We start from the raw sequence: 21,849 nt of genomic DNA on the forward strand, positions 1-21,849 counted from the left end.
TGTTCCGCCTGCAACAGAAGGAGAACGCGTTATTGCTCGGGAAAAAGGCTGCGCAGGCCACTTTCTGTTGCCGGGCATAGGCCACGTTCCGTTATCAGGCCAGTTACAAGCCGTGCGGGTGTGACATCAAAAGCTGGGTTGGCGGCAGAACTCCCATCTGGTGTAATCTGCACTTTTGTCAGAATACCATTCTCCGTTCGGCCCGCAACATGGGTGATCTCGGACGCTGCGCGTTCTTCAATAGGAATTTCACGGATGCCATCTGCCACAGTCCAGTCAATGGTGGTGGAAGGCAGCGCGACCCAAAACGGTATTCCATTATCCTGCGCTGCCAGCGCTTTCAGGTAAGTTCCAATCTTGTTGGCCACATCTCCTGTGCGGGTTACGCGGTCCGTGCCCACAATAACCAGGTCCACCTCACCATGTTGCATCAGGTGGCCGCCAGCATTGTCTGCAATAATGGTGTGGGGCACGCCATGGCTACCCAGTTCCCATGCTGTCAGGGCAGCCCCCTGATTCCGTGGGCGTGTTTCATCAACCCACACATGCACGTTCAGCCCGGCATCATGCGCCATGTAAATAGGGGCCAGCGCCGTACCCCAGTCCACCGTTGCAATCCAGCCTGCGTTGCAATGTGTCAGAAGGTTAATGCGTGTGCCAGGCGGACGATTTTTTGCAATCTCCTGAATCAGGGAAAGACCATGGCGGCCAATGGCTTCATTCTGTGCGGCGTCTTCATCACAGATGCGGCCTGCTTCAGCATAGGCGGCCTGTACGCGCTGGTCAGGTGATAACGGGCGCAGATGAGACAGCATACGCTCAATAGCCCAGCGCAGGTTTATGGCGGTAGGGCGTGTGGCCGCTAAAAGATTTGCCTGTTCCTCTATGGCGCTATCAGAACTGTTCTGCCTGAGCGCCAGAGCCAGCCCATAGGCAGCAACTGCACCTATAAGCGGTGCACCGCGCACCTGCATTGTGCGGATAGCATGTGCAACGTCTGCAGGCGTGGTGAGTTGCAGAATATCCAGAGAAAAAGGGAGGCGTGTCTGATCAAAAATGTGGATGGACCAGCCGTCTTTCTCATCCACCCATACACTACGGTATGAAGTACCATCAATTTTCATGTGTATCACCTGAGAGTTCGGAGCAAAACAAGACGGGATATAAGCGTCCTTTCCAATCTAGGCTACCATCTCTCAAGCGCAAGGAGACGGGGGGAGATGAAGGGAAAGTAATGTCTGTTGTGACTATTCTTGAAAGCCGAAAGTATTTTTTGCATTTTTTGGCGTTTTTGTTATGAAGGGCTGAAGTTCCAAGTGCAGAAGCATGTTTTTCAAGATGGTCCTGAAAGTGTCAGGATGAACAATCTTACGGAATATGCTTATATGTTCTTGTATTTTTGAAATTTATAGAATTACAGGAGTTCTAAATGAGTGAAGTGAAGAAGCGCCGCGCAGCCCCCCGCACCAAGGTTGCCGCAACCCGTGCCACCCCTGTCACAACACGCCGCACGCGTGCAGCGGCTGTGAAAAAAGATGTGGTGGAGGAAGAAATTGCTCCGAAATCAGAAGCTCCGAAGACCCGTCGTAAGGCATTGAAGGTTCCTGCTACTCCTGCCAAGCCGGCACGGGCCGCTAAAGAAACAAAAGCTGTGACCGCCAAGAAAGCTGCCGTTGTGAGCGAAGAAAAGCCCAAGGCAACAAAGCGCGTTTCTCGCAAGGTGGCTGAGCCTGTAGAAGTGGCTCCCCGCAAGACCCGCCGTAAGGCTGCTGAGGTGGAAACAGTTGTAGCAACGCCTGCACCGCGTGGCCGTCGCCCCAAAGCTGCTGTGGTGGCGGAAGCTGCTCCGGTCAAAGCCACGCGCAAGGCTGCAAAGGTGGTTGCGGAAGCTCCTGTTAAGGCACGTGCAAAAAAAGCCGCTCCGGCTGAGAAAAAAGTGCGTTTGTCTGCTGTTGAAAAGCTGCGGATTGTGCAGGAAACACGCCGCCAGAAACGGTATGACCGTCTGGCTGCAGAGGCTGCTGAAACTGAAAAAGCAACCTCCAGCAAAGGCACCCGTGGCCGTAAGGCAACCACGACGGCTCGTAAGCCGCGTGCGCGCAAGGCATAAGCCTTTTTTCTGCCTTTAGACAGGTTCAGAAAAAAATGAGGCCGAGGAACGAGTATGTTCCCCGGCCTTTTTTGCGATCTCATGTCTGAAATCTGTAGGGTTAGTGGCAGCTTTCTACAGATGGTGTTAGAAATTGCAAAGCCTGAAGCGTTGTTTGGTGGCACTGTGCCGCTGATTTGTATCAGTTTTGAAAAATACAAAGAGAACAAAAGAAAAACATCGCCGCCCTATCAGGAGGGAGCGGCTGGATAATGGTCCTCAGCCAATGTGGCAGACACTCTGAATTCTCCCACACTTTGCCCGTTCCAGTTTTTCAGGTTCTGGCGCATGAAATGAGCCAGCTCCGGGTTATTTTCTGTCCCAAAACGGGCGATGAGCGCGGCAGCCGCTGCTTCAGCCGCGCGAACGCCGCCATCACGGCATTTGATGGCAATGCCAAGACCTTTTTCAGGAAGCATGGCAATCATCACGCCTTCAGCCCCCATTTTGGTGAAGACACGTGGTGCAAGGACTTGCATGACACGTGTGTCAAACTGGTTGGTTCCGGCAACCATGAAAGGATTGGCTGCAATGGCGGATCGTAACCGTGTGGCAGCCTGTGCTCTTTCTGGTGTCAGGCTCTGGCCCGTTGCAAAGCGGGCGTAAGCCTTTGCCAGAGCATGAAGAGGAATAGCCCATGTGGGAATGGCACAGCCATCGGTGCCCCGGTTATCATCCGTGTGGGGAATGCCTGTTACCTCTTCCAATGTCCGGGCCACAGCTTGCATGACGGGGTGCTCTGGCCGCGTGTAATGTTCTGGGTCGTGCCCTGTTGCGCAGGACAGGCAGACGAACCCGGCATGTTTGCCCGAACAGCAATTATGCAAGGCGGAGGCCTGTTCTCCACTGGTGGCCAGAGCGCGTGCCGCACGGGCATCCAGCGGCCAATGCGTGCCACATTCCAGAGAGGTTGCATCCCGCCCCGTGCGGGCCAGCATATCCGCTGCAACGGCCACGTGGGCAGGTTCGCCTTGGTGGGAGGCACAGGCCAAGGCCAGAGCTTCTTGCCCCAAGTTATATTTGTCAGCAGCGCCTTCTGTCAGCAGTGGCAGGGCCTGCAATGCCTTGACGGTGGAACGGGGGTAAATGGGGGTTTCTACATCCCCGGCGGCAAAGACGGTTTTCCCGGTGGCGTCCACAACCACGGCAGCACCATAATGACGGGATTCCACGCGATTACCGCGGGTTGCTTCAGCCAAAAGTACATCGTGGGGCATTGCTGCGTTTACCTGTCCTGTTCTTGTGGGGCACCGGTTAGCAGATAGCATTCTGCTGAAAATTCGGCGCTATGATCCGGGTCTGGTTCCAGCATGTCTGCCACCATGCTTCGGCGTAAGCGCAGAACACAGGGAGAGGCAGTTGCTGTTGCGGGGTCTTCTGCCAGTTTATCCCGCCACGCACAAACGCCATTGCGCTCTATCAGTAAAAGCGGCTCCGTTTTGGCCAGATGCACACCACTGGAGAGAAGATGCTGAGCGTTTTCTTTGTTGCTGACCAGATAAAGCCAGCTATCGGGCGTGATTTGGGGCGTGAAATGTTGGGGCGGGCTATAGGAGAGCCGCAATTCTTCCGCAGTAAAATGCGTGCGGGGTGATGTGGGGAGGGGCGGAAAAGGGTAAGAAAACAGGTCCGTTTGATGCATGCTGCCCGATTGGGCTGCCTCTATCGCAGTGGCTGGTGGTTTTTTCAAATTCTTTTCGGGGCACAGTCTTTCTGGCGAAAGAGGCCTGCGTTTCTTTTCAGGCAGGGCAACAGGCAACCGGAACTGGTTCTGGAGGGGAAGGGTGCTTGGCTTTGCACCGCGCCGGGTGTGTTTTGGCAAGTAACGTCGTTACAAATGGTGATGTGCAGGCGTTTTGCGTTGTGAGGCGCACTGAGCGCAAAGCCCTTCAATTTCTATGGATGTGCTTTGAATGACAAAACCTTGCTCCCGGCAGGTTGCCCGCACGGCCTCCAGAATGCTGGGGTTAGTGATTTCAATCACACTTTTACAGGATCGGCAGATAAGAAACTGGGCCGTGTGCAGGCAGATACTGTCGTGATCGTGGTCATGATCGCACCCGGCTGCGTGGTCATCATGCAGAAGGTGGGTGCAGGGTACAAACGCAGACAGCCGCTCAATACGGTGAATAAGTCCGTGTTCCAGCAGAAAATCCAACGCACGGTAGACTGTAGGCGGTGCGGGGCGGCGGTCGGGGCTTTTCATCTGTTCCAGCAGATCATAGGCCCCTACTGGCGCATTGACACTCAGGATCAGCCCCAGAATTTCGCGGCGCTGTTGTGTTAGTCGCGCGCCCTGATGTGTGCAAAGGGCTTCTGCCCTGTCCAGCAGAGCCTGCGTGGCGGGAGAAAGCGTTTCAGGAAAGATGAGTGCAGGCTGAGTGGCAGATTTCATGATTACATCCGTTCTATCCGTATCTTAGCCATGCAGCACAGGGAAGGCAAAGCGTAGCAGGAGGAAGGTTTCTGCGGAGAAAGAGGTATGTTATAGTATCACACAACCTGATATGCAGTGTTGTCGGGCAGGTAGCTGGGGCGCAAGGGTGTTTTGGCGATCGGGGATGTGGCCAGTCTGACGCCACAAAACAAGAGGATCGGGCGGTAAAAAAGGCTTTGGTACGAGCAAGAACAAAGCCTTGCCAGAGTGGTCTGGCCGATTTTTCGGGCCTCTGTGAGGGTGCATGCGCCTTTATGCGGTATAACTGAGGGTGTGAGTCTGTTTTATGCGTTTTGCCGTGTCAGTTTTCTCCTGCCTTATTGCCGCATGTGCGGGTAGTGTTGCTGTTCAGGCTGCTGAAGCCCCAACAATTGTTGCTGCGGAAAATACGTGGGGAGATCTGGCGGCTCAGGTGGCTGAGCCAGACATGCATGTCCATTCCATATTGGCCTCCCCCGCCCTTGATCCGCATCTTTATGAGCCCGGTCCGGCGGAAGGGCGGCTTGTGCATGATGCAGCGCTGATTGTGGCCAATGGGGCCGGGTATGATGCGTGGATTGATCGACTGGCGCAGGCACGTGGAGGGAAATCAGCCCCCGTGGTGAGGGCGGATGGCTGGAGCGGATGGCATGCCGGGGATAACGCTCATCTGTGGTATAATCTGGCGGCTGTTGCCTCTTTTGTGGGGCGGTTTGTTGTGGTGTGTCAGGAGGTTGATCCAGCCCATGCCCCCGCTTACGAAGCGCGCGGAAAGACCGTTCTTGCGGCAGTCAATCAGGTGCGGGAGCAGATTGCTGCGGTAAGGCCCAAAACGGAAGGGCAGCCGGTAGCGGCAACAGAGCCCGTGTTTACCCCCTTGGCGGACAGTCTGGGCTTGCGCATGACTCAGCAGGCTTTTCAACAGGCTATTATGAATGATGTTGAGCCCCCGGCCTCTGCCGTGGCGGCATTTGAACAGGATATCAGCCAGCATGCTATCAGGTTGGTGGCTTATAATGCGCAAGCCGACAGACCGTCCGTCCAGCGTTTGATTGCACAGGCCCGGCAGCAAAACATACCGGTGCTGCCTGTGCTGGAAATTATGCCGCCCGATCAACACTGGCAGACATGGATTCAGCAAACAGTCACGCAGGTTGCGCAGGCGCTCGGGCAAGACCAGTGAGTATTCCTGCTCTTGATCTCTCCCATGTCACGTTGACGCGTGGTGGCCAGACTGTTCTGAAGGATATCAGTTTCAGTGTGCCGCCTGGCAGTTTTGTGGGGGTTCTGGGAGCCAACGGCGCTGGAAAAACCACGCTGTTCCGAGGGCTTCTGGGGCTGGAACCCGCGCAGGGTGGCGTCATCTGTGTGAATGGAGTTTCTGTAAGGCGTGGCAATAGATCCATAGGGTACATGCCCCAGATGCGTAAGTTGATAGGTGGGCAGTTAAGCGGGTGGAGCATGGTTGCAGCCGCACGGCGCGGGGAATGCTGGGGCCTGCCCTGGTGCGGGGCAAAGGGCCGAAAATCCGTGCAGGCGGCGTTGGAAGCAGTAGATGCGCTTGATCTGGCCCGCAAGCCTGTTGCCACTCTTTCCGGTGGGCAAAGGCAGCGATTGCTGTTGGCGCAGGCTCTGCTGGATGATCCTACTCTGTTATTGCTGGATGAACCCTTGGCTAGTCTGGACCCGGCCCGAATGCGGGAGACAGCACTCAGAATCCATACTCTTGCGCGCTCTCGGGGCATGACGGTTCTGATGTCGGCTCATGATATCAATCCGTTGCTCGGGTTGATGGACCATGTTTTGTATCTGGCCCGCGGTAAGGCTCTGTTGGGTAAGGTAGAAGACGTACTGACCACCGAGGCATTGACCGCCCTGTATGGAGCACCCGTGGATGTGGTGCGCGCGGGAGGACGTGTGTTTGTGGTGGCGGAAGGTGGTGGCGCCATTCTGCAACCCCATGAGTGCGTGGGGGGCCACACGCATGCTTGAGTATGATTTCATGCGCACGGCCTTTCTGGCCGCCTTTCTGGTGGCGGTTGTATGTGGGCCGGTGGGCTGGTTTCTGGTTCTGCGCGGCCAGACATTTGCCAGTCATGCGCTTTCTCATGTGGGATTTGCAGGCGCTACAGGTGCGCTGCTGATAGGGCTTTCCCCTCTGACAGGCCTTACGGCGGGCGCGTTGGGTGCGGGTGTGCTGATGGGGCTGGCGGGAGACCGAGTGGCGGGGCGGGATGTCATGATTGGTCTTGTCCTGTCCGTCGCCATGGGGGCTGGTGCTCTTTTTCTGCATTTCCTGACCCATTCAGCCAGCGCGGCAACGGCCCTGCTGTTCGGGGATATTCTGGGTATCAGTTCTTCCATGCTGGGCTGGCTGGCCATATTGAGTGGGGGGTGCCTTCTGGCGTTGGGGGGTATGGCGCGCCCTCTGTTATTTGCTTCCTTGCAGCCAGAACTGGCGGAAGCCAAAGGTGTGCGGACGGCATTGCTGGACGTGCTGTTTCTGGCTCTTGTTGCCATTGCTACGGCGGAATGCGCCCAGATAACTGGCGTTTTACTGGTTTTCACGCTGATGGTTGCGCCTGCCGCGGCCATTCTCCGCCTGGGTCTGCCACCTTTTGTTGGGCTGCTGGCGGCTGCGGGTTTGGCTGTGGTGGAAGCGTGGGGGGGGCTTATGCTCTCATGGCAGACGGATTACCCAACATCCTTCTGGATTGCAGTGCTGGGAGGAGTAGGGTTCCTGTTGGCCGGGCTTGTTGCATCCTGGCTCAATGGGCACGCGCAACAGGTCGCCTCAGATCAAGCCGGGGCGCTGGATATGAATGATCTCTGACAGCGCAGTTTTTAGGCTATCGGGTATCGGATGAAGAGGCAGCCGCCCGGTGGTTTGTCGTAAAATTTTGGAGGGTGAGAAGGCCTGTCTGAAAGCGCGATGGCGTGATGCTGGTCTGAAAATCCGCAGGCTTCCTGCCCAAAAAAACGGCGGAAACTGCACCGAGCGTGTTTGAAGGCGTAATCTTTACCCAGTTCCGGCAGCACCATAGCAGGGGTGCCCATGGGGGCGCGCACGTAGCCAGAAGCAGTGTGGGAGTAAAAAATCTCTTACTGGGGCAGAGACCAGTCCAGCCATCCCCAGAACAGTAAAAAGAGAGCCAGCCCCACATGGATAAGGATCAACCCTTTGAGGGTGATGACTGGAACGTCTGACAAATCTTTTTTGGGCGGCGGTGCCATGGGCGATAATCCTGCCTGTTTGCCGGAAAGAGTGAAGCGACCGACAAAGCTGTAAACTCATAAAAACGGATGCCGTTGCTTCTTGTCAGGAGGCTATATGCGGCAGAGAATGATAGGCGCGGTTAAAATATACCAGCCCGCCCACATGCTGGTTGATGCGGAGCGCTTCAACAATCCCGAACATGACGCTATGGGTGCCCACTTCCACAATCTGGCTGATGCGGCAGTCAAACGTGGCCACAGCTTCTTCCAGCACCGGAGCCCCGGTTGCCAGTGTTGTCCAGTGGCCTATGGCAAACCGGTCTTCCATGGTGGTCGGGCCGGAAAAATGGCTGGATAACGCCTGCTGTGCGGAGGAAAGGACATTCACGCATAAAGGGCCGCCTTCCGTAAAAGCAGGCCTGACCCGGCTTTCGCGTTTCAGGCAGACCAGCAATGTGGGAGGGGTATCTGTAACGGAGCATACGGCAGAGGCCGTAAAACCAACCGGGTGTGCCTGCGTTCCTGTAGTCACAATATTCACAGCCGCTCCAAGTTTGGCCATGGCATCGCGGAAGGCGCTGGTCTCCAGAGCCAACATCTGCTCTCCTTCAAACATGTTCAGACAGAGTGTTTTGTGCATGAATAAAGAAGGAAAGCAATGACTGAGGACGTTCTTTCAGGCACGCCCAGTGTCAAAACCCGGCGTGCAGGCCATCTGGGCCGTATCATTCTGGATCGTCCCAACCGCTTGAATGCGGTGGATCTGGACATGGCAGAGGGCATAGCCCGTGTGCTGGATGCGTGGCAGGAAGATGCATCCGTACAGCATGTGCTGCTGGAAGGGTCTGCTCCGCGAGCATTCTGTGCCGGCGGGGATCTGAAAAAAATCTGTGAACTGCTCCAGATAGAAGGCGCAGATGAAGCCTTCCGGCAGTTGAACCGCGTGTATGAGATCATGCAGCAGATTGCGGCTTACCCCAAACCCACCATCTCGTTCATGGACGGAGTAGCCATGGGCGGCGGCATTGGGTTGGGCGGCCATGCGCATTATCGGGTTGTGACGGAGCGTTCTGTTGTTGCCATGCCGGAAACGGGGATCGGCCTGACGCCTGATGCTGGAGGCTCCTGGATTCTCAGCCGTGCCCCCGGTTTGTCCGGATTGAGGTTGGCCGTTACAGGAAACCGTATGAATGGGGTAGGCGCAGTCATGATCGGCTTTGCCGATAGACTTGTGCCTTCTGAGAGCCTGCCCGACTTGCTGGGGCTGCTCGAAACGCGCTCGGCCGAGGATGTGTTCGCCCTTATCAACCCGTTGCCTCAGTTGGCCAATGTGCAAGAGATGGACGCCTGTTACGATGCCCCGGATCTGGCGCATGTGGTGCGTAATCTTGCTGAAAACGGAAGCGAACAGGCCAGACAGGATCTGCTTGCGTTATCCTGTGCCTGCCCGTTTTCCGTGCAACTGACATGGGAGGCATGGCATCGAGCACGAGATTTGTCCTCTCTAACCGCAGTTTTTCAGCAGGAAGGGACACTGGTCAATCATCTTGTCCGGCGCGCTGATTTTGCCGAGGGTATAAGAGCCCGCCTGATTGACCGGGATAACCAGCCGCGCTGGACACCGGGGACTTTGGCAGAAGTCAATCTGGATGAGGTTCGGGCCTGCTTTCAGGATTAACGGAAGGCGTAGTGCGGGCGGCGCAGGGTGAAAGAAGACGCTGCCACAGAGCATATGTTGGCTGAGCCTGCGGTGAGGGGCTCCGCCATTCTGTTTTGCCGTGGGTCTGATAATGGGCCTGACCAGATGGCCAATCCCCCAGTTGTACGGCAATGGCTACATCCGGATTCTGTTGCAGATACCAGTGCTCTGAAAAAGCGGGTTGGTGTCCTTCCCGCTCTTCCTGATAACCGCGTTGGAGAAAATGCTGCTGGCCGGAACTGAACTCTCCTCTCCCCACAGCCAAGGCGACATCCGGGTTGGCGTGCAGATAGCTGGCTTCATTAAACGGTTCGTGCGCCATGTACTGTTGCACAAGGAACAGCAGAAGAGCGTGAGGGACCGGGACGTTCTCCTGTTCCACAGCAAAAATATTGTAACCCAGCGCGTGGGAAAGAAGAGAGCAGGGAATCATTGTTGTCGCAAAAATGTTAATAAAGTCTTAATTTAATCTGTACAAAAGCTTTATGCCCGTCAACCTTCCCCACTGACCATGCGGGGTGTTGGGGAAGAGGCCCTACTGCCTTACTATTTGAAAAACGGGCGAGGCAGGGAATGCGGCATGGTGGATTATACTGATCTGGAAAATGTGCATCGACACGTGGTGGCAACCATCGTCTCGCCCAGTTTTAGTGTGCCGGTTCCGCGTGTGCAGAACGTGCATCTTGTCCCAAAGCCGGTTCTGGAAGCCATGCGTGCAGGCTGGCTGACAGGCACACACGCTGAACGGCCGATCACGGTGACAAAGCTGTTTGATGTGTATGTGACAGAAGAAGGTCTGGTTTTTACGCACGACAAGAAGCTGATTGCCCAGACCATTGCGCAGCATAGTTCAGAGGAATGTCAGCGTGCTTTTGAGCGTCTTCATGCCGTGACGGATGTGGTTGAAGTAACTGAGCCTGGTTTGTTGCTGCGGAAACGGGGAGACCATAATTACGGACACTGGATGGTGGAGCTGCTTCCCAGATTATGGCTGGCGGAGCAGTTCATGACGCCGCAGCGTCTGGTTGTTCCAGATGCAGGAAACGCTATGACCCACGTGATCCGGGATTCCATAGTGTTATCTTCCACCCAGCCGCATCAGTTTCTGGCACTGGACAATCAGGCCGTGTGTTTTTTCAAGGATCTGAGCATTGTGGAGGGGCTGACTGACCACGGCGTTTATATGTCTCCGCTTGTCTTTGCCCAAACGGATGCTATGCGGGCCTGTGTTCCAGAAGTGGCACCGCAACGTCTTTATGTTGTACGGTCCGGCAGCCCTCGGGCCGTGGTACAGGAGCCAGAAATCCGCGCGCTGTTACAGCATTACGGGTTTCGGGTGGTAAACCCGGCTGAACTGACATTTCTGGAGCAGGTGCAGCTTTTTAAAAGTGCGGAATGTGTGGTGGGGGTGATGGGGGCAGGGATGACCAACACCCTTTTCTGCCCGCGTGGGGCCAAGGTTATAACTCTTGCTCCTGCCACCATGCCTGATACTTTTTTTGCGTTTATCGCCGGGTTGCGGGGCCTATACTATCATGAAATCCGTGGACAGATGATGGAGGCCGATACCACCCAGTGGGATGGACCATTCTCCATCATGCCAGCCCAGCTTGCAGCCCTGCTGGAGGCGTAGCAGACTGTTATCCAAACACCGGGTTGCGGTGGGGAACAGCGGCAGTAACGCCCGCATTGGCTCCGGGAATATCACGGGAAAGCTGTAACGGGCCGTACCGATGGAAAAAGCCCGGAACGGATGAGATGATATAAGCTGCCTGTTCCAGACAGGAGACGACCCGTTCCCGTGCAAGGCAGGCTGCTTCCGGGTGTGGGATGGTGCTGATGATACGCGCAGTTTTCAGAAGTTCAGCAGCAGTCTGCTCCGGTGCGTGGTGTAATGTTTTGAAAGATTTGAGTGCATCCAGCAGGGCGGTATGGGCAGAGGGGGCCAGAACGGTATGGCCAGCGTTCCAGCGAAGGCGTACAATCAATCGTCCAAGAGAGAGTGAGGCAAACGCGGCGTCTGTATAGCCTTTGCGGTCAACAGTTTCATCAAGAAACGAAAGGCGCATCATCAGGCGCGCAATTTTCTGTAATTGCAGGCTTTCCCACACCACCCATAAAATAGGCCGTTTTTGTGGGGCAGCGGCAAGGTGTTGCACACTGCGGGTAAGGGAAGAGACAAGCCGGGCAGCATCCAGCCTATGATCTGCCGGAAGAATAACGCGGAAGACCAGAACCAGCAGGACGCAGGCTGCAACCATGGTCATCCAGTTATTGGTCAGCGTCATGTCATCATACACAATAGGGTTGGTGACAGAGAGCATCATGGTGAAGAAAACGGCATAGCCAAACGCGCCAATACTGTAGCGCGGGTGGAATTGCAGCCACACGCCCGGCAGAAGAAAGAGGCACACCGTCATCCATAACAACGGATACCCGTCTATTCTGGGCAGGCCGATAACATGGCACAGAAAACTCGCTGGAATGGCAAGGGCCGTGCCCATAGCCATAAGGGGACTGGTTTTTGCGGCTGAAGGTGTCGTGGAGAGCAGGCTTGATGCGGCAACCACGTATAGCATCAGCATGGGCCCCGCGCTCCAGTGCAGAACATACCATAACATGCCGGCCAGCAGGGCAATAAACATGCCACGAGTGCCGTTGCGCAATGCCATGGGCCATTCCAGATAGGTGGCCATCTTCACAGAGGTTCTGCCCGGGCGGCGGGTTGTGATGTCATGCAGTGCCATATCGAGTTGCACCAGGACATCACGTGTGTTGTCCAGCGATGCCAAAACAGTTGGCGTGGGGTTCTGATGTTCCAGAAAGTCCAGTTTTCTCAATGTTGCGTGGATACAGTCTGAAACGGGTTTGGGGTTATCCTGCCATCCGGGCTGCTCTGTCAGATCCAGAATATTTTTGAGGGTCTGTGCCACTTCCTGATGAACCTGACAGGAGGCACCGTTGGCAAGCGAAAGGTTGAGCCAATACGGGTGATAAGTCACAATCAGGCCGGTCAGGCGGCTTAGTCCAATACGCAGGCGGCTGACACGCGCCTGCATGTCCCGATCATCTGCTGCGGCATATTCAATGGCGGGGCCAAGGCCCGTCATGCGTGCCAGCAGGCGGCCTCTGCTGTCATATAATGGTTGGGGCAGGCCACGGAAGGCGGGCGTGGAAGAGGTATTTTCCAGTCCAGGCATCTGGTCTTCCATGGCCTCTGCGGCTTGAGCTGGAGAAGAGCGGTTACTTTCAGCAGAATGGAAAGAAAGTGCGTGGCGTACGGTTTCCCGAAAGGCGTCTCCCAAAGTGCTCAGAACCTGAGAGGGCTTGCGGGGTGTTGTCACCATGAACACAAAGGCGGTGACCACAACGCCTGTTGTGACAGCGGAGAGACGGCCCATTGCCGCCAGAAAAATAGAGTCCGGGTGCGCAAAGGCTGGTGAGGACACAATAACAATGGTGTAGCCGGTCAGAACCGCAGCATAGGCCCGGAACAGCCGCAGAAATGTGGCCACCATACAGGCCAGGCCCACAAAAAAGGCGAGTGCTGCATAATATAGCACAGGAGACTGCACGAATGCCGCCATGACACCTACGCTGATGCTTGCCCCAATAATCGTGCCAATGACACGCCACATGCTTTTGGAAACCATGGCCCCAACAGTGGGGTTTGCCACAATCAGAACAGTTGTGGCGGCGCTCATGGGAGACTGAAGCTGAAAGGTGAACGCCAAAAACAGGGCAATCCCGATCGCCAGAAAAACACGGGCTGTGTACGCGGCGGTGGCAAGCGTTGCGCGCCACCGTTCATCATGCGTAAAAATGCTGGGGAACCAAGAGCGTATCAAAGTGGAGAGGGTGTCTGTCATGGTGAGACGGTTTTCATGAAAGGTCGGGCCGAGCGGAGTGGGTGTTCAGAAGCTGGTCGAGTTGCCCGATAAGGCTGCGGATATCCTCGGAGGGAAGTCCTTGCGTAATGGTCTTTTCCTCCTGTGCTGAAATATCATGAAACAGCGCACATTTTTTCTGGCCCTGTGGGGTCAGAATAAGCCGTTTTGCGCGGCGGTCTCCTGCGTCGGTCTGGCGGGAGATCAGCCCTTCTTTCTCCAGAAGATCCAGAACCCGAACAAGAGCGGAGCAGTCTGTATCCATGGCGTTTGCCAGATCACGCTGGGTTGCACCATCAGGCATCATCATAAGGTACGCCATGGGGCGCATCAGAGCTACTGTCATGCCATGGGGGCGCAGGGCGCGCTCCAGTTTGGTGCGCCATATTGCCGCCAGCCGCATGACACGAAATGTCAGCGCCATGTCCTGAAAGCGCGTTTCATCAAGAGCGGAAAGGCCACGCAGGGCTTCCATTGTGCGGCTCCATAGTTAGTATAGATATATTTGACATGAAAAATATATTGATATGAATATATCAGAACCGCCAGAACGGTCAACGACCTTACATTTTTCCACAATTCGGCCACACTCCGCGCCGGTGAAAAAAGCTATGCAGAAGGTGGTCGAACCCGTTTTTACATTGCCTTCCTCACGAAAAAGGCCCTTATGCGTCATACATAAGGGCCGTGTACATCAGAGATGCTTCTGCGGGTGCAAGTGCTGCCTCACTCCTTTTGGGGAGCAGCCGAAGCAGGATCAGAAATATCCAACCCTGCATCGCGTGGGGAGGAGGCTGGTCCGGGCCTGTCCAGATTTTCATACTGTTCGGGAGTGGATGGGACATCAATGCCGCCAGAGGGTGTTGGATGCCGTAACCCCTCATACTGGAAGCCGGTAAAGGTCATGGTCTGGTTTGGCGTGGGCAGCAGTTTGTCCTGCCAGCCGCCACCAAGAGCCCGCACCAGTCCGACAGAAGCTTGAAGGGAACGCGCTTGAATCTGCGCCTGTTCAATACGGGCATCAAGTGTATTCACTTGGGCAATCAAGGCATCCAGATACCCGTCAGCACCCCCTTTATAAAGAGTCATGGTTAGGGTCTGAGACTGCATTGCGGCATCAACCGCCTGTTTCAGCCGTACATTTTCTGCTCGTAGTCGCGCCGTCAGGGAGAGGCCGTTTTCCACATCTCTGAAGGCTGAGAGCACCGTCATGCGGTAGTGGTCGCGCGTTTCACGGTAAGCGGACCAGGAGCGCTGCAACTGGGCACGCCGTAAGCCCCCTTCAAACAGTGGCATGGTCGCTGAAGCGCCATAAGACCACATGCTGTTTGCCAGATTGGCCAGATCAAAGCCGTTGCCATCAAAGCCCCCGTTGGCGTTGAAGGAAACGTGGGGATAAAATGCCGCACGCGCAATGCCGATTGTACGGTTGGCCTGCGCCATTTCGCGTTCAGAAACGGCAATATCCGGTCGCCGTTGCAGCAGTTCCGAAGGAAGGCCTAGCGGCACAGTCGGTTCAGCATCGTCCTGCTGCGCAACAGCAGGAATATGGAAAGAGGAAGGGGAGGCATTGACCAGTACGGCCAAGGCATGTTCCAGCACTTCACGTTGTGCCTGTACGTCAAGCTGGCGCGCCTGTGTCATGTAAAGCTGGTTTTTGGCGCGGGCGACATCAATGCCTGTGGCGTCCTGATTATCAAGCCGTGTTTGGGTCACATGCAGCGCCTGCTGATAATAGCTGATGGACTGGCTATAAATGGCGTTCTGTGCATCCAGCCCACGGAGGGAAAAGTAATCCGTTGCCACTTCAGCCTGAAGGCTCAGGCGCGCTGCTGCGTATTGGGCGGCCTGTTCCTGTGCATAATATTTCTGCGCCCGCACACGGTTACGAATAGCGGACCAGATATCAGGTTCCCAACTTGCTAGACCTCCGTAATATTCATCAGTTGCAGTGATAGGGCCTTTGTATCGGAAGAGCCTGTCCGCTGAACTCTTATTATCGCTTGATCCGAATGCCAGCGCAAAATGGGGTAACAGATCAGACCGTGCCTCCATAACAATGGCGCGGGCCTGAATAAACCGTTCAGCAGCGGCCTGAAGGTCCGCATTGCTCTCTGTGGCCTGTGTTTCCAGCGTTGTCAGGGTAGGGTCTGCAAACAGGGTCCACCAGTCAGACCGCAGGACTGTATCCTGCGGCTGGGCTTCCCGAAACAATCCTTGCCCATGCCATGAGGCCGGCACAATAAAATGCGGAGCCTGATAGGTGGGGGCCAGATCACAGGCGCTCAGGACCGTCAGCGCGGCAAGGGTCGTGCCTTTTAGAAGGATGTGCTTGCTCATTCGTCATCATCCCCATCGGTCTGGCTGTCCGCCGTTGCCAGGTAGCCTTTTTCCGGCACGCTGAGCCGAACACTTTCTCCTTCCAGAAGATCAGCAGGAGGGTTGTTGATGATACGATCCTGCGGGCTCAGGCCAGCATCCACTTCCGTATAGGTATCAGACATACGGCCCACGGTAATTGCCTTGTAATGCGCCTTGTTTTGCGCATCGACCGTGACCACCTGCATACCTTTTTCTTCAAAAACCAGCGCCCCTGTGGGAATGGTGTAAATGCCCCCTTCCGCCGGTGCGGAAAGAGCGACAGAAGCAAAGGTACCGGGCCAGAGTTTCTGGTCTGCGTTATCAATGGTAAATTCCGTTACTGCCGTGCGGGTATTGGGATCATACCCTTTGGCAATGGTGAGGAAACTGGCCGTAACAACCTGATTAGGGTACTGCGGCACGGTGACACGTGCTTTCAAACCCGGTTTCAGAACGTAGGAAAACACCTCTGGCACCGAGACAAAAAGCCGCATTTCGTGTGTGTCCGCCACGGTAAAGAGCTCGCTGGCTGTGCCGTTGGCGTTCAGGTTGCCCCCGCCCGCCGCAACATAGTCCCCAACGCTGATGTTTCTGGCGGTCACAACACCATCAAAGGGCGCTATGATGGTTTTGAATTTTTCCAACGCATCATAATGGTCCACATTGTGCTGCGCGGCTTCTAGCGCAGCGCGGGCCGATTGTTCATTGGCGTTCTGCACGGACACGGATTGCCCTGAAACAGCCTGTGATTTCCCCATGGACCGCCAGCGGTCAGCCGTAACGGTTGCCAGCCCATATTTGGCCTGCGCTACCTGGAGGTCCGCTTTGGCCTGAGCATATTGTGCATCCAGTCCGGGTGCGTTGATTTCAGCCAGAACATCCCCTTTTTTGACCGGGGCACCGTAGTCCTTATACCACATTTTCACATAGCCTGAGACCTGCGCGTAAATAGGGGCTTCGTACCATGCGCTGATATTACCCGGCAGTGTCATGGACAAAGTGGGTGGGGCAGGTTTGGGCTGCACAACAGCAACATCCGGCACGCTGGCGTGTGTGGCATCCGCTTGCAGCGCAACTTCATTGTGCAGATGCTGGATTTCCAGATAGCCAACATACGCAACCAGAGTGCAGAGCAGGGCGCCGACAAAAAGACGTTTTTTGGTAAGGGTGGACATTATGCAGCCTCCTTCCCGTTCTCGTGGCCCATATCTGTCGGGCGGCGGGGTTTGGTGTGAGAGGTATTGTGAAAAATTGCGTAAACACAAGGAACAAACAGCAGAGTGGAGACTGTTGCAAAAATAAGTCCACCAATCACCGCTTTGCCCAAAGGTGCATTTTGTGAATTGCTGGTAGCCATGGGCACCATGCCAATCACCATGGCGGATGCGGTCATGATCACAGGACGGATGCGGCCAAAACCAGCTTCTACGGCGGCAGAAAGTGCGTTGCCATGCAGGGCCAGACGTTCCTTGGCAAAAGAGACCACCAGAATGGAGTTGGCGGTGGCCGTGCCCATGCACATGATGGCCCCTGTCAGCGCCGGAACGGAAAGACGGGTCTGGGTCAGGAACAGGCTCCAGGCAATGCCAGCAAGGGCACCAGGAAGTGCGGAGATAATGATGAAAGGATCAAGCCAGGACTGAAAATTGATCACAATCAGCATGTAGATCAGCACAATGGAGACCACTAATCCGGCTATCAGTTCCACATAGGCGCCATGCATGGTAACGGCCTGGCCACGGATATCCACAGCAGCGGTTGAGGGAAGATCAGCCTTGCTGTCAGCAACAGTTTTCTTCACACGGGCCAGAACGGAGCCAAGGTCAGTGCCTTCTGTTGAAACATACACATCAATTTCCGGCATGGAATTATAGTGTGAAACCTGCCCCGGTGTGCCGGTTGGCGTTACGGTGCTGATGCTGCCAAGAAGCTGCATGTCTGTGCCCTTGGGGTCATTATCTCCTTTATCAACCGGAATGGTCAGCAGATCATTGTAGTGCGTGAGCTGGTCTTGCGAGACATAGACATTCAGTGGGAAGGTAATGCCGCTTTTGGGGTCCAGCCAGTATTGCGGATCAACCGTCTGGCTGCCTGAAAGAGTCATCAGTTCATTATTGGCAATGTCAGCTTCCGTCATGCCAGTCGCCTGTCCGAAGGTGCGGTTGCCCTGCACAAACAACGTGGGCGTTTTCATGGTTTGCTGAACAACCACATCCACCGCGCCGGGAATGGCACGCAGTTTGTTTACCAACAGACGTGCGTATTGGTAATTGTCACGAATATCCGGGCCAGAGACCTGAATATCAATGGGAGCAGGAGACCCAAAATTCAGAATCTTTTCAGTCAGGTCAGCGGGCTGAAAGGTGAAGACAGAGCCTGGAAATCTGGAAGAAAGATCCGTACGCAGCAGTTTGCGATAATTCCAGACAGGCGACGTTTCATTCTTGAGGGAGATGGTGAGGTCACAATCCTGCGTGCCAATGGATGGAGTAGGAATAAATGCCTGATTATGCGGGCCTTCCGGCAAGCCACAGTTATTGATAATACCCGAGACTTTTCCTGGCAGAATCTGCTCAATCCTGTCATCCACCAGAGCCACGATGCGCCCGGTTGTTTCAATGCGCATACCCAGCGGTGTGCGCATGTGCATCTGCATCGTGCCGGATTTGACTTCGGGAAAGAAATCCTGTCCCGCCATAAGGAACAGGCCCAGAGAGAGCACGGATGCGCCCAGAAAACAGGCTGCAAACAAGCCGCGCCGCACAATAATCCGTTCCAGAAGTCTCCCGTAACTTATGCGGAAATTATGAAATCCATGTTCGAATTTGTTCTGGAAACGCCCCAGAACACCTTTCGGTAACGCCAGATGTTCATCACTATGCAAGCCCGGATGCACCTGTCCGGCCAGAAGATATTTGGCCATGGTTGGCACCAGAGTGCGGGAGAGAATGAAGGAGGCAAGCATGGCGAAAACAATGGCTTCCGCCATGGGCATGAACAGCCACCCTGCCACGCCACTCAGGCGGAAAAGGGGTGTCCACACAATGCAGATACACAGGGTTGAGACCAGCGTGGGAATAACAATCTGGTTGGCTGCATCAATAATGGCAGGTTCCAGTTCTTTCCCTTCTTCAAGGTGCGTATCAATGTTTTCGATCATCACCGTGGCATCATCCACCAGAATCCCCACGGCCAGAGCCAGGCCGCCCAGAGTCATGACGTTGATGGTCTGACCAGCCATCAGAAGGCAGATAATGGCGGTCAGAATAGCCAGCGGTATGGATGTTGCGATAATGAGCGTGGACCGCCACGAACCCAAAAACAGAAGCACGACAAGGCCGGTCAGAACTGCTGCGGTCGCCATTTCCCTTACCACATCCTGAATGGCGTCTTTCACGAAAATCGAGGCATCACTCAATATGGAAATATGCACGTCTGGCGGAACAAGTTTCTGAATGCGCGGGAGGAGTTCCTTGGTGCGTGCCACGACATCCAGCGTGGAAGCATCACCACTTTTCATGACCACTACTTCCACCCCCTGCCGGCCTTTGACCAGAACAAGGTTTGTCTGTGGGTGCCCGCCACGGTAAACCTGTGCAACATCATGCACGTAAATAACCGCATTTCCCACGCGTTTTACGGGAATGTCTCCCAGTTCCTTCATGGAGCGCGGGGTGGCGTTGGTCTGCACCATCCAGTCCGTCGTGGCAATTTTCTGATCCCCGGCGGGCAGAACAATATTCTGCTTACGCAAGGCGTTCTGCACATCCATGGCGGATAGATGATGGGCCTGTAGCTGCTTCTGGTTAAGCGCCACCATGATAAAACTGTCCATGCCACCATAAGGATGTGGCAGAACGGCCCCTGGCACGGTTACCAGAATGGGGCGGATGCGTGTCATGGCAATTTTATACAGATCAGACGGTGTCTGTTTTTCAGAGGTGATCTGAAGCGCCAGCACAGGCACGGAAGATGCTTCCAGCCGCATGACCATGGGGGCAGGTATGTTATCAGGAAGCTGTTTGATAACAGTCTGAGAAATGGCGGTTACTTCCGCCTCAGCTTCACCAATATCCGTGCCTGGCTGGAAGTAGATGTTGACAATGCTCCTGCCGTAATAGGAGCTGCTTTCCATATGTTCTATGCCCTCCACTGTGGAGGTTACGGCCAGTTCATAATTGTAGGTGATACGGCCAGCAAACTCTTCAGGCAGCATCCCGCCGTAAGTCCATACCACGGACACAACGGGAATCCGGATATTGGGAAACACATCAGTCGGCGCCTGAAAAAGGGACAGTACGCCAAAAGCGAGAATAAGCAGCGAGAGGACGACAAATGTATAAGGTCGCTTCAGCGCCGTCACGACGATGGCGTTCATGCGTTTCCTTCCTTGCTGGAATCAGTGGAATTCCGCGCAAGATAGAATTGGACTTATGCAATAATCTTTTAAAAAAAATATTATCCTGTTAAAAAGAGTTTTATGAAAAGAACGCTATAAGAAATAGTTTTTATGAAGCGGAATTTACAGAATTACCTTGAACGTGATTTCCACTTTGCAGTTTTGGTTTTTCTTTCTTATTTTCTGAATGTGCGGGTCTAAAACATTCCGCAATTCTATTGCTGCCGTCAGAACGTTAAGGGGATAACTGCTCTGGTTGGGGTAATCGTTTTTTCTTCCCTATGGTGAGAAGGGGGTGTGTGAGAGGAGCCGTTTCTACTTGGAAAGGACACTAACCCCCAACCGTGTGATGAGCGCGCCTCTACCTAAGGACGGAAATAACCCCTTATCCCCGGTAAACCTTATGCAATCTCGCACGTTCACTGTGGAGAAACTGCGGGTTGGTCGTTATGTCTCTTGTGATTGCAGGTAGGCGTTAGCTTTTCTTGTGGCGTGGATGTGAAATGGGCGGTCCCGCTATTATCCTTCTGAACCAATGAGCAGGACAAAACCATGAGTGCTGCATCTGCCAAACGGGTTCCTGTCTCTCTGATTACAGGCTTCTTGGGGGCAGGAAAAACAACCCTGATGCGTCATATTCTTCAGAATGTACGGGGACATCGGGTAGCGATTGTGGTGCAGGCTGATGGGGCAATCGGCAGTGAGACGGATTTCCTGCACAAATGCGGCATGGAGGGATGTTGTGGGGAAGAGATTGTAGAACTTCCCAACGGCTGCCTGTGTTGTACTGTGCGAGAGGATTTCCTTCCCATTCTGGAAGCCCTTTTGGATCTTGAGCACCCTCCTGAACATGTTGTGATTGAAACATCGGGTCTGGCTTTGCCGAGACCACTTCTGAAGGCTTTTGGTTCGCCTACCGTGCGTAATCGCGTCACGGTTGATGGAGTCATAACTGTATTGGATGCGTTTGCCGTGGCGTCTGGTCGTTTTGGAGACAGACCCGCCAAGGAGAGCAGGGCGACAGTCGCCGCAAAAGCCTTCCATCATGATGATCCTGTGGTGGCTATTTTTGAAGACCAATTAAGTGCGGCAGATCTGATTGTGCTGAACAAAACGGATCTGTTGGATGCGGCCGGGATAGATACGGTGGAAAAAGCCATCAGGCAGGTTGCGCCTCCGGCTGCCAGAATATTGCGCGCGAGCGAGGGGAAAGTAGATCCTGCCATCCTGCTGGGTGTGGGCGCAGATGCGAAGGCTGATCCCGGCGCATACTCTGCTTTTTCAGAGGGAGATGGCCACGTATTTGCACATGACGATTTTGAAAGGTTTGTGATCAAGGTGCCAGAGCAATCCAGTGTGGAGGGGTTTTTGACACTTTTGCAGGCCGTGGCCCGTAAATATGATGTGCTGCGCACAAAAGGCTATGCGGCGGTGCAGGGGCAATCCAAACGGTTGGCCGTGCAAGGGGTCGGCACGCGCTTTCGGCACGAGTTTGACCGTTCTTTAGCCGCAGGGGCCGATCGGATGGGACGTATTGTCATGATCGGTCAGAAAGGATTGAAGGAAGCTGTGCTGCGGGCAGCGTTGGTGGATGCGGGTTAATCCGTACGCTGAAATGTGAGCGGAGTATATCGGGCCGAGAGAAAAGCCTTCCCCCAACGTTGTGGCTGTTACATGAGACTTGCTGAGAACGTCCCTCCATACAATATGATAGAGCGGTCT

The 21,849-nt window shown here is 54.8% G+C and carries 21 protein-coding genes; 8 read left to right on the plus strand and 13 right to left on the minus strand.

Annotated elements, in window-relative coordinates:
* Positions 1-29: 29 nt before the first annotated feature.
* Complete coding sequence (gene mtnA / locus QWU00_RS12680) at positions 30-1,124, minus strand: S-methyl-5-thioribose-1-phosphate isomerase (protein ID WP_035377904.1); 1,095 nt, start codon at positions 1,122-1,124, stop codon at positions 30-32.
* 305 nt (positions 1,125-1,429) lie between these two features.
* Here mtnA and QWU00_RS12685 point away from each other — a divergent pair, with 305 nt between their 5' ends.
* On the plus strand, positions 1,430-2,110 hold the full coding sequence (locus QWU00_RS12685) for a hypothetical protein (RefSeq protein WP_052051151.1): 681 nt from the start codon (positions 1,430-1,432) through the stop codon (positions 2,108-2,110).
* 54 nt (positions 2,111-2,164) lie between these two features.
* Entirely contained in the window at positions 2,165-2,362 is a 198-nt protein-coding gene (locus tag QWU00_RS12690; protein WP_035377905.1) for a hypothetical protein, read from the plus strand.
* Here QWU00_RS12690 and QWU00_RS12695 read toward each other — a convergent pair.
* From QWU00_RS12695 to QWU00_RS12705, 3 genes are all read right to left on the minus strand, one after another.
* Positions 2,341-3,366, minus strand: coding sequence for an asparaginase (locus QWU00_RS12695; protein WP_035377906.1), 1,026 nt, complete (start codon positions 3,364-3,366; stop codon positions 2,341-2,343). The genes QWU00_RS12690 and QWU00_RS12695 overlap by 22 nt on opposite strands.
* A gap of 8 nt (positions 3,367-3,374) precedes the next feature.
* Positions 3,375-3,791: a hypothetical protein gene (locus QWU00_RS12700; protein WP_052051152.1), complete on the minus strand. Its 417-nt coding sequence runs from the start codon at positions 3,789-3,791 to the stop codon at positions 3,375-3,377.
* Positions 3,792-3,980: 189 nt separating this feature from the next.
* Positions 3,981-4,544 carry a Fur family transcriptional regulator gene (locus tag QWU00_RS12705; RefSeq protein ID WP_045542959.1) on the minus strand — a complete coding sequence of 188 codons (564 nt, stop codon included), beginning with the start codon at positions 4,542-4,544 and terminating at the stop codon, positions 3,981-3,983.
* A gap of 328 nt (positions 4,545-4,872) precedes the next feature.
* Between QWU00_RS12705 and QWU00_RS12710 the strand changes: the two genes are divergently transcribed.
* Genes QWU00_RS12710 through QWU00_RS12720 form a run of 3 tightly spaced genes read left to right on the plus strand, consistent with a single transcriptional unit; the run spans position 4,873 to position 7,398 of the window.
* Positions 4,873-5,748, plus strand: coding sequence for a metal ABC transporter solute-binding protein, Zn/Mn family (locus QWU00_RS12710; protein WP_035377910.1), 876 nt, complete (start codon positions 4,873-4,875; stop codon positions 5,746-5,748).
* Positions 5,745-6,557, plus strand: coding sequence for a metal ABC transporter ATP-binding protein (locus QWU00_RS12715; protein ID WP_035377912.1), 813 nt, complete (start codon positions 5,745-5,747; stop codon positions 6,555-6,557). The genes QWU00_RS12710 and QWU00_RS12715 overlap by 4 nt, the downstream gene beginning before the upstream one ends.
* A complete protein-coding gene (locus tag QWU00_RS12720; RefSeq protein WP_035378174.1) occupies positions 6,550-7,398 on the plus strand; it encodes a metal ABC transporter permease in 849 nt (282 codons plus the stop codon). The genes QWU00_RS12715 and QWU00_RS12720 overlap by 8 nt, the downstream gene beginning before the upstream one ends.
* 11 nt (positions 7,399-7,409) lie before the next feature.
* Here the strand turns inward: QWU00_RS12720 and QWU00_RS12725 are convergent, their stop codons facing one another.
* The 3 genes from QWU00_RS12725 to QWU00_RS12735 form a co-directional block, all read right to left on the minus strand.
* On the minus strand, positions 7,410-7,622 hold the full coding sequence (locus QWU00_RS12725) for a hypothetical protein (RefSeq protein WP_150395557.1): 213 nt from the start codon (positions 7,620-7,622) through the stop codon (positions 7,410-7,412).
* Between the two features lie 45 nt (positions 7,623-7,667).
* Complete coding sequence (locus tag QWU00_RS12730; RefSeq protein WP_254907003.1) at positions 7,668-7,799, minus strand: hypothetical protein; 132 nt, start codon at positions 7,797-7,799, stop codon at positions 7,668-7,670.
* An 85-nt stretch (positions 7,800-7,884) separates the two neighbouring features.
* Positions 7,885-8,379 (minus strand): flavin reductase, encoded by a 495-nt coding sequence (locus tag QWU00_RS12735; protein ID WP_035378175.1) that lies wholly within the window; start codon positions 8,377-8,379, stop codon positions 7,885-7,887.
* 60 nt (positions 8,380-8,439) lie between these two features.
* Between QWU00_RS12735 and QWU00_RS12740 the strand changes: the two genes are divergently transcribed.
* Positions 8,440-9,459, plus strand: a complete 1,020-nt coding sequence (locus QWU00_RS12740; RefSeq protein ID WP_035377919.1) for an enoyl-CoA hydratase/isomerase family protein — start codon at positions 8,440-8,442, stop codon at positions 9,457-9,459.
* On the opposite strand, the gene QWU00_RS12745 is transcribed toward QWU00_RS12740, so the two are convergent.
* Positions 9,422-9,913, minus strand: a complete 492-nt coding sequence (locus QWU00_RS12745) for a hypothetical protein (RefSeq protein WP_052051153.1) — start codon at positions 9,911-9,913, stop codon at positions 9,422-9,424. The genes QWU00_RS12740 and QWU00_RS12745 overlap by 38 nt on opposite strands.
* 147 nt (positions 9,914-10,060) lie before the next feature.
* On the opposite strand from QWU00_RS12745, the gene QWU00_RS12750 reads away from it, so the two are divergent.
* Positions 10,061-11,113, plus strand: coding sequence for a glycosyltransferase family 61 protein (locus QWU00_RS12750; RefSeq protein WP_035377921.1), 1,053 nt, complete (start codon positions 10,061-10,063; stop codon positions 11,111-11,113).
* 7 nt (positions 11,114-11,120) lie between these two features.
* Here the strand turns inward: QWU00_RS12750 and QWU00_RS12755 are convergent, their stop codons facing one another.
* From QWU00_RS12755 to QWU00_RS12775, 5 genes are all read right to left on the minus strand, one after another.
* Complete coding sequence (locus QWU00_RS12755) at positions 11,121-13,349, minus strand: FUSC family protein (protein ID WP_035377923.1); 2,229 nt, start codon at positions 13,347-13,349, stop codon at positions 11,121-11,123.
* A 13-nt stretch (positions 13,350-13,362) separates the two neighbouring features.
* Positions 13,363-13,842, minus strand: a complete 480-nt coding sequence (locus QWU00_RS12760) for a MarR family winged helix-turn-helix transcriptional regulator (RefSeq protein ID WP_150395558.1) — start codon at positions 13,840-13,842, stop codon at positions 13,363-13,365.
* 251 nt (positions 13,843-14,093) lie between these two features.
* The gene (locus tag QWU00_RS12765; protein WP_035377925.1) at positions 14,094-15,707 is read right to left on the minus strand and encodes an efflux transporter outer membrane subunit; all 1,614 of its coding nucleotides are present in this window, start codon (positions 15,705-15,707) and stop codon (positions 14,094-14,096) included.
* The gene (locus QWU00_RS12770) at positions 15,704-16,903 is read right to left on the minus strand and encodes an efflux RND transporter periplasmic adaptor subunit (RefSeq protein ID WP_035377927.1); all 1,200 of its coding nucleotides are present in this window, start codon (positions 16,901-16,903) and stop codon (positions 15,704-15,706) included. The genes QWU00_RS12765 and QWU00_RS12770 overlap by 4 nt, the downstream gene beginning before the upstream one ends.
* Positions 16,903-20,106 (minus strand): efflux RND transporter permease subunit, encoded by a 3,204-nt coding sequence (locus QWU00_RS12775; protein ID WP_052051154.1) that lies wholly within the window; start codon positions 20,104-20,106, stop codon positions 16,903-16,905. The genes QWU00_RS12770 and QWU00_RS12775 overlap by 1 nt, the downstream gene beginning before the upstream one ends.
* 573 nt (positions 20,107-20,679) lie before the next feature.
* On the opposite strand from QWU00_RS12775, the gene cobW reads away from it, so the two are divergent.
* Positions 20,680-21,729 (plus strand): cobalamin biosynthesis protein CobW, encoded by a 1,050-nt coding sequence (gene cobW, locus QWU00_RS12780; RefSeq protein ID WP_035377928.1) that lies wholly within the window; start codon positions 20,680-20,682, stop codon positions 21,727-21,729.
* Positions 21,730-21,849: the final 120 nt, after the last annotated feature.

Origin of the sequence: Acetobacter tropicalis (genome assembly GCF_030644465.1) — a bacterium.
Classification (GTDB): domain Bacteria; phylum Pseudomonadota; class Alphaproteobacteria; order Acetobacterales; family Acetobacteraceae; genus Acetobacter; species Acetobacter tropicalis.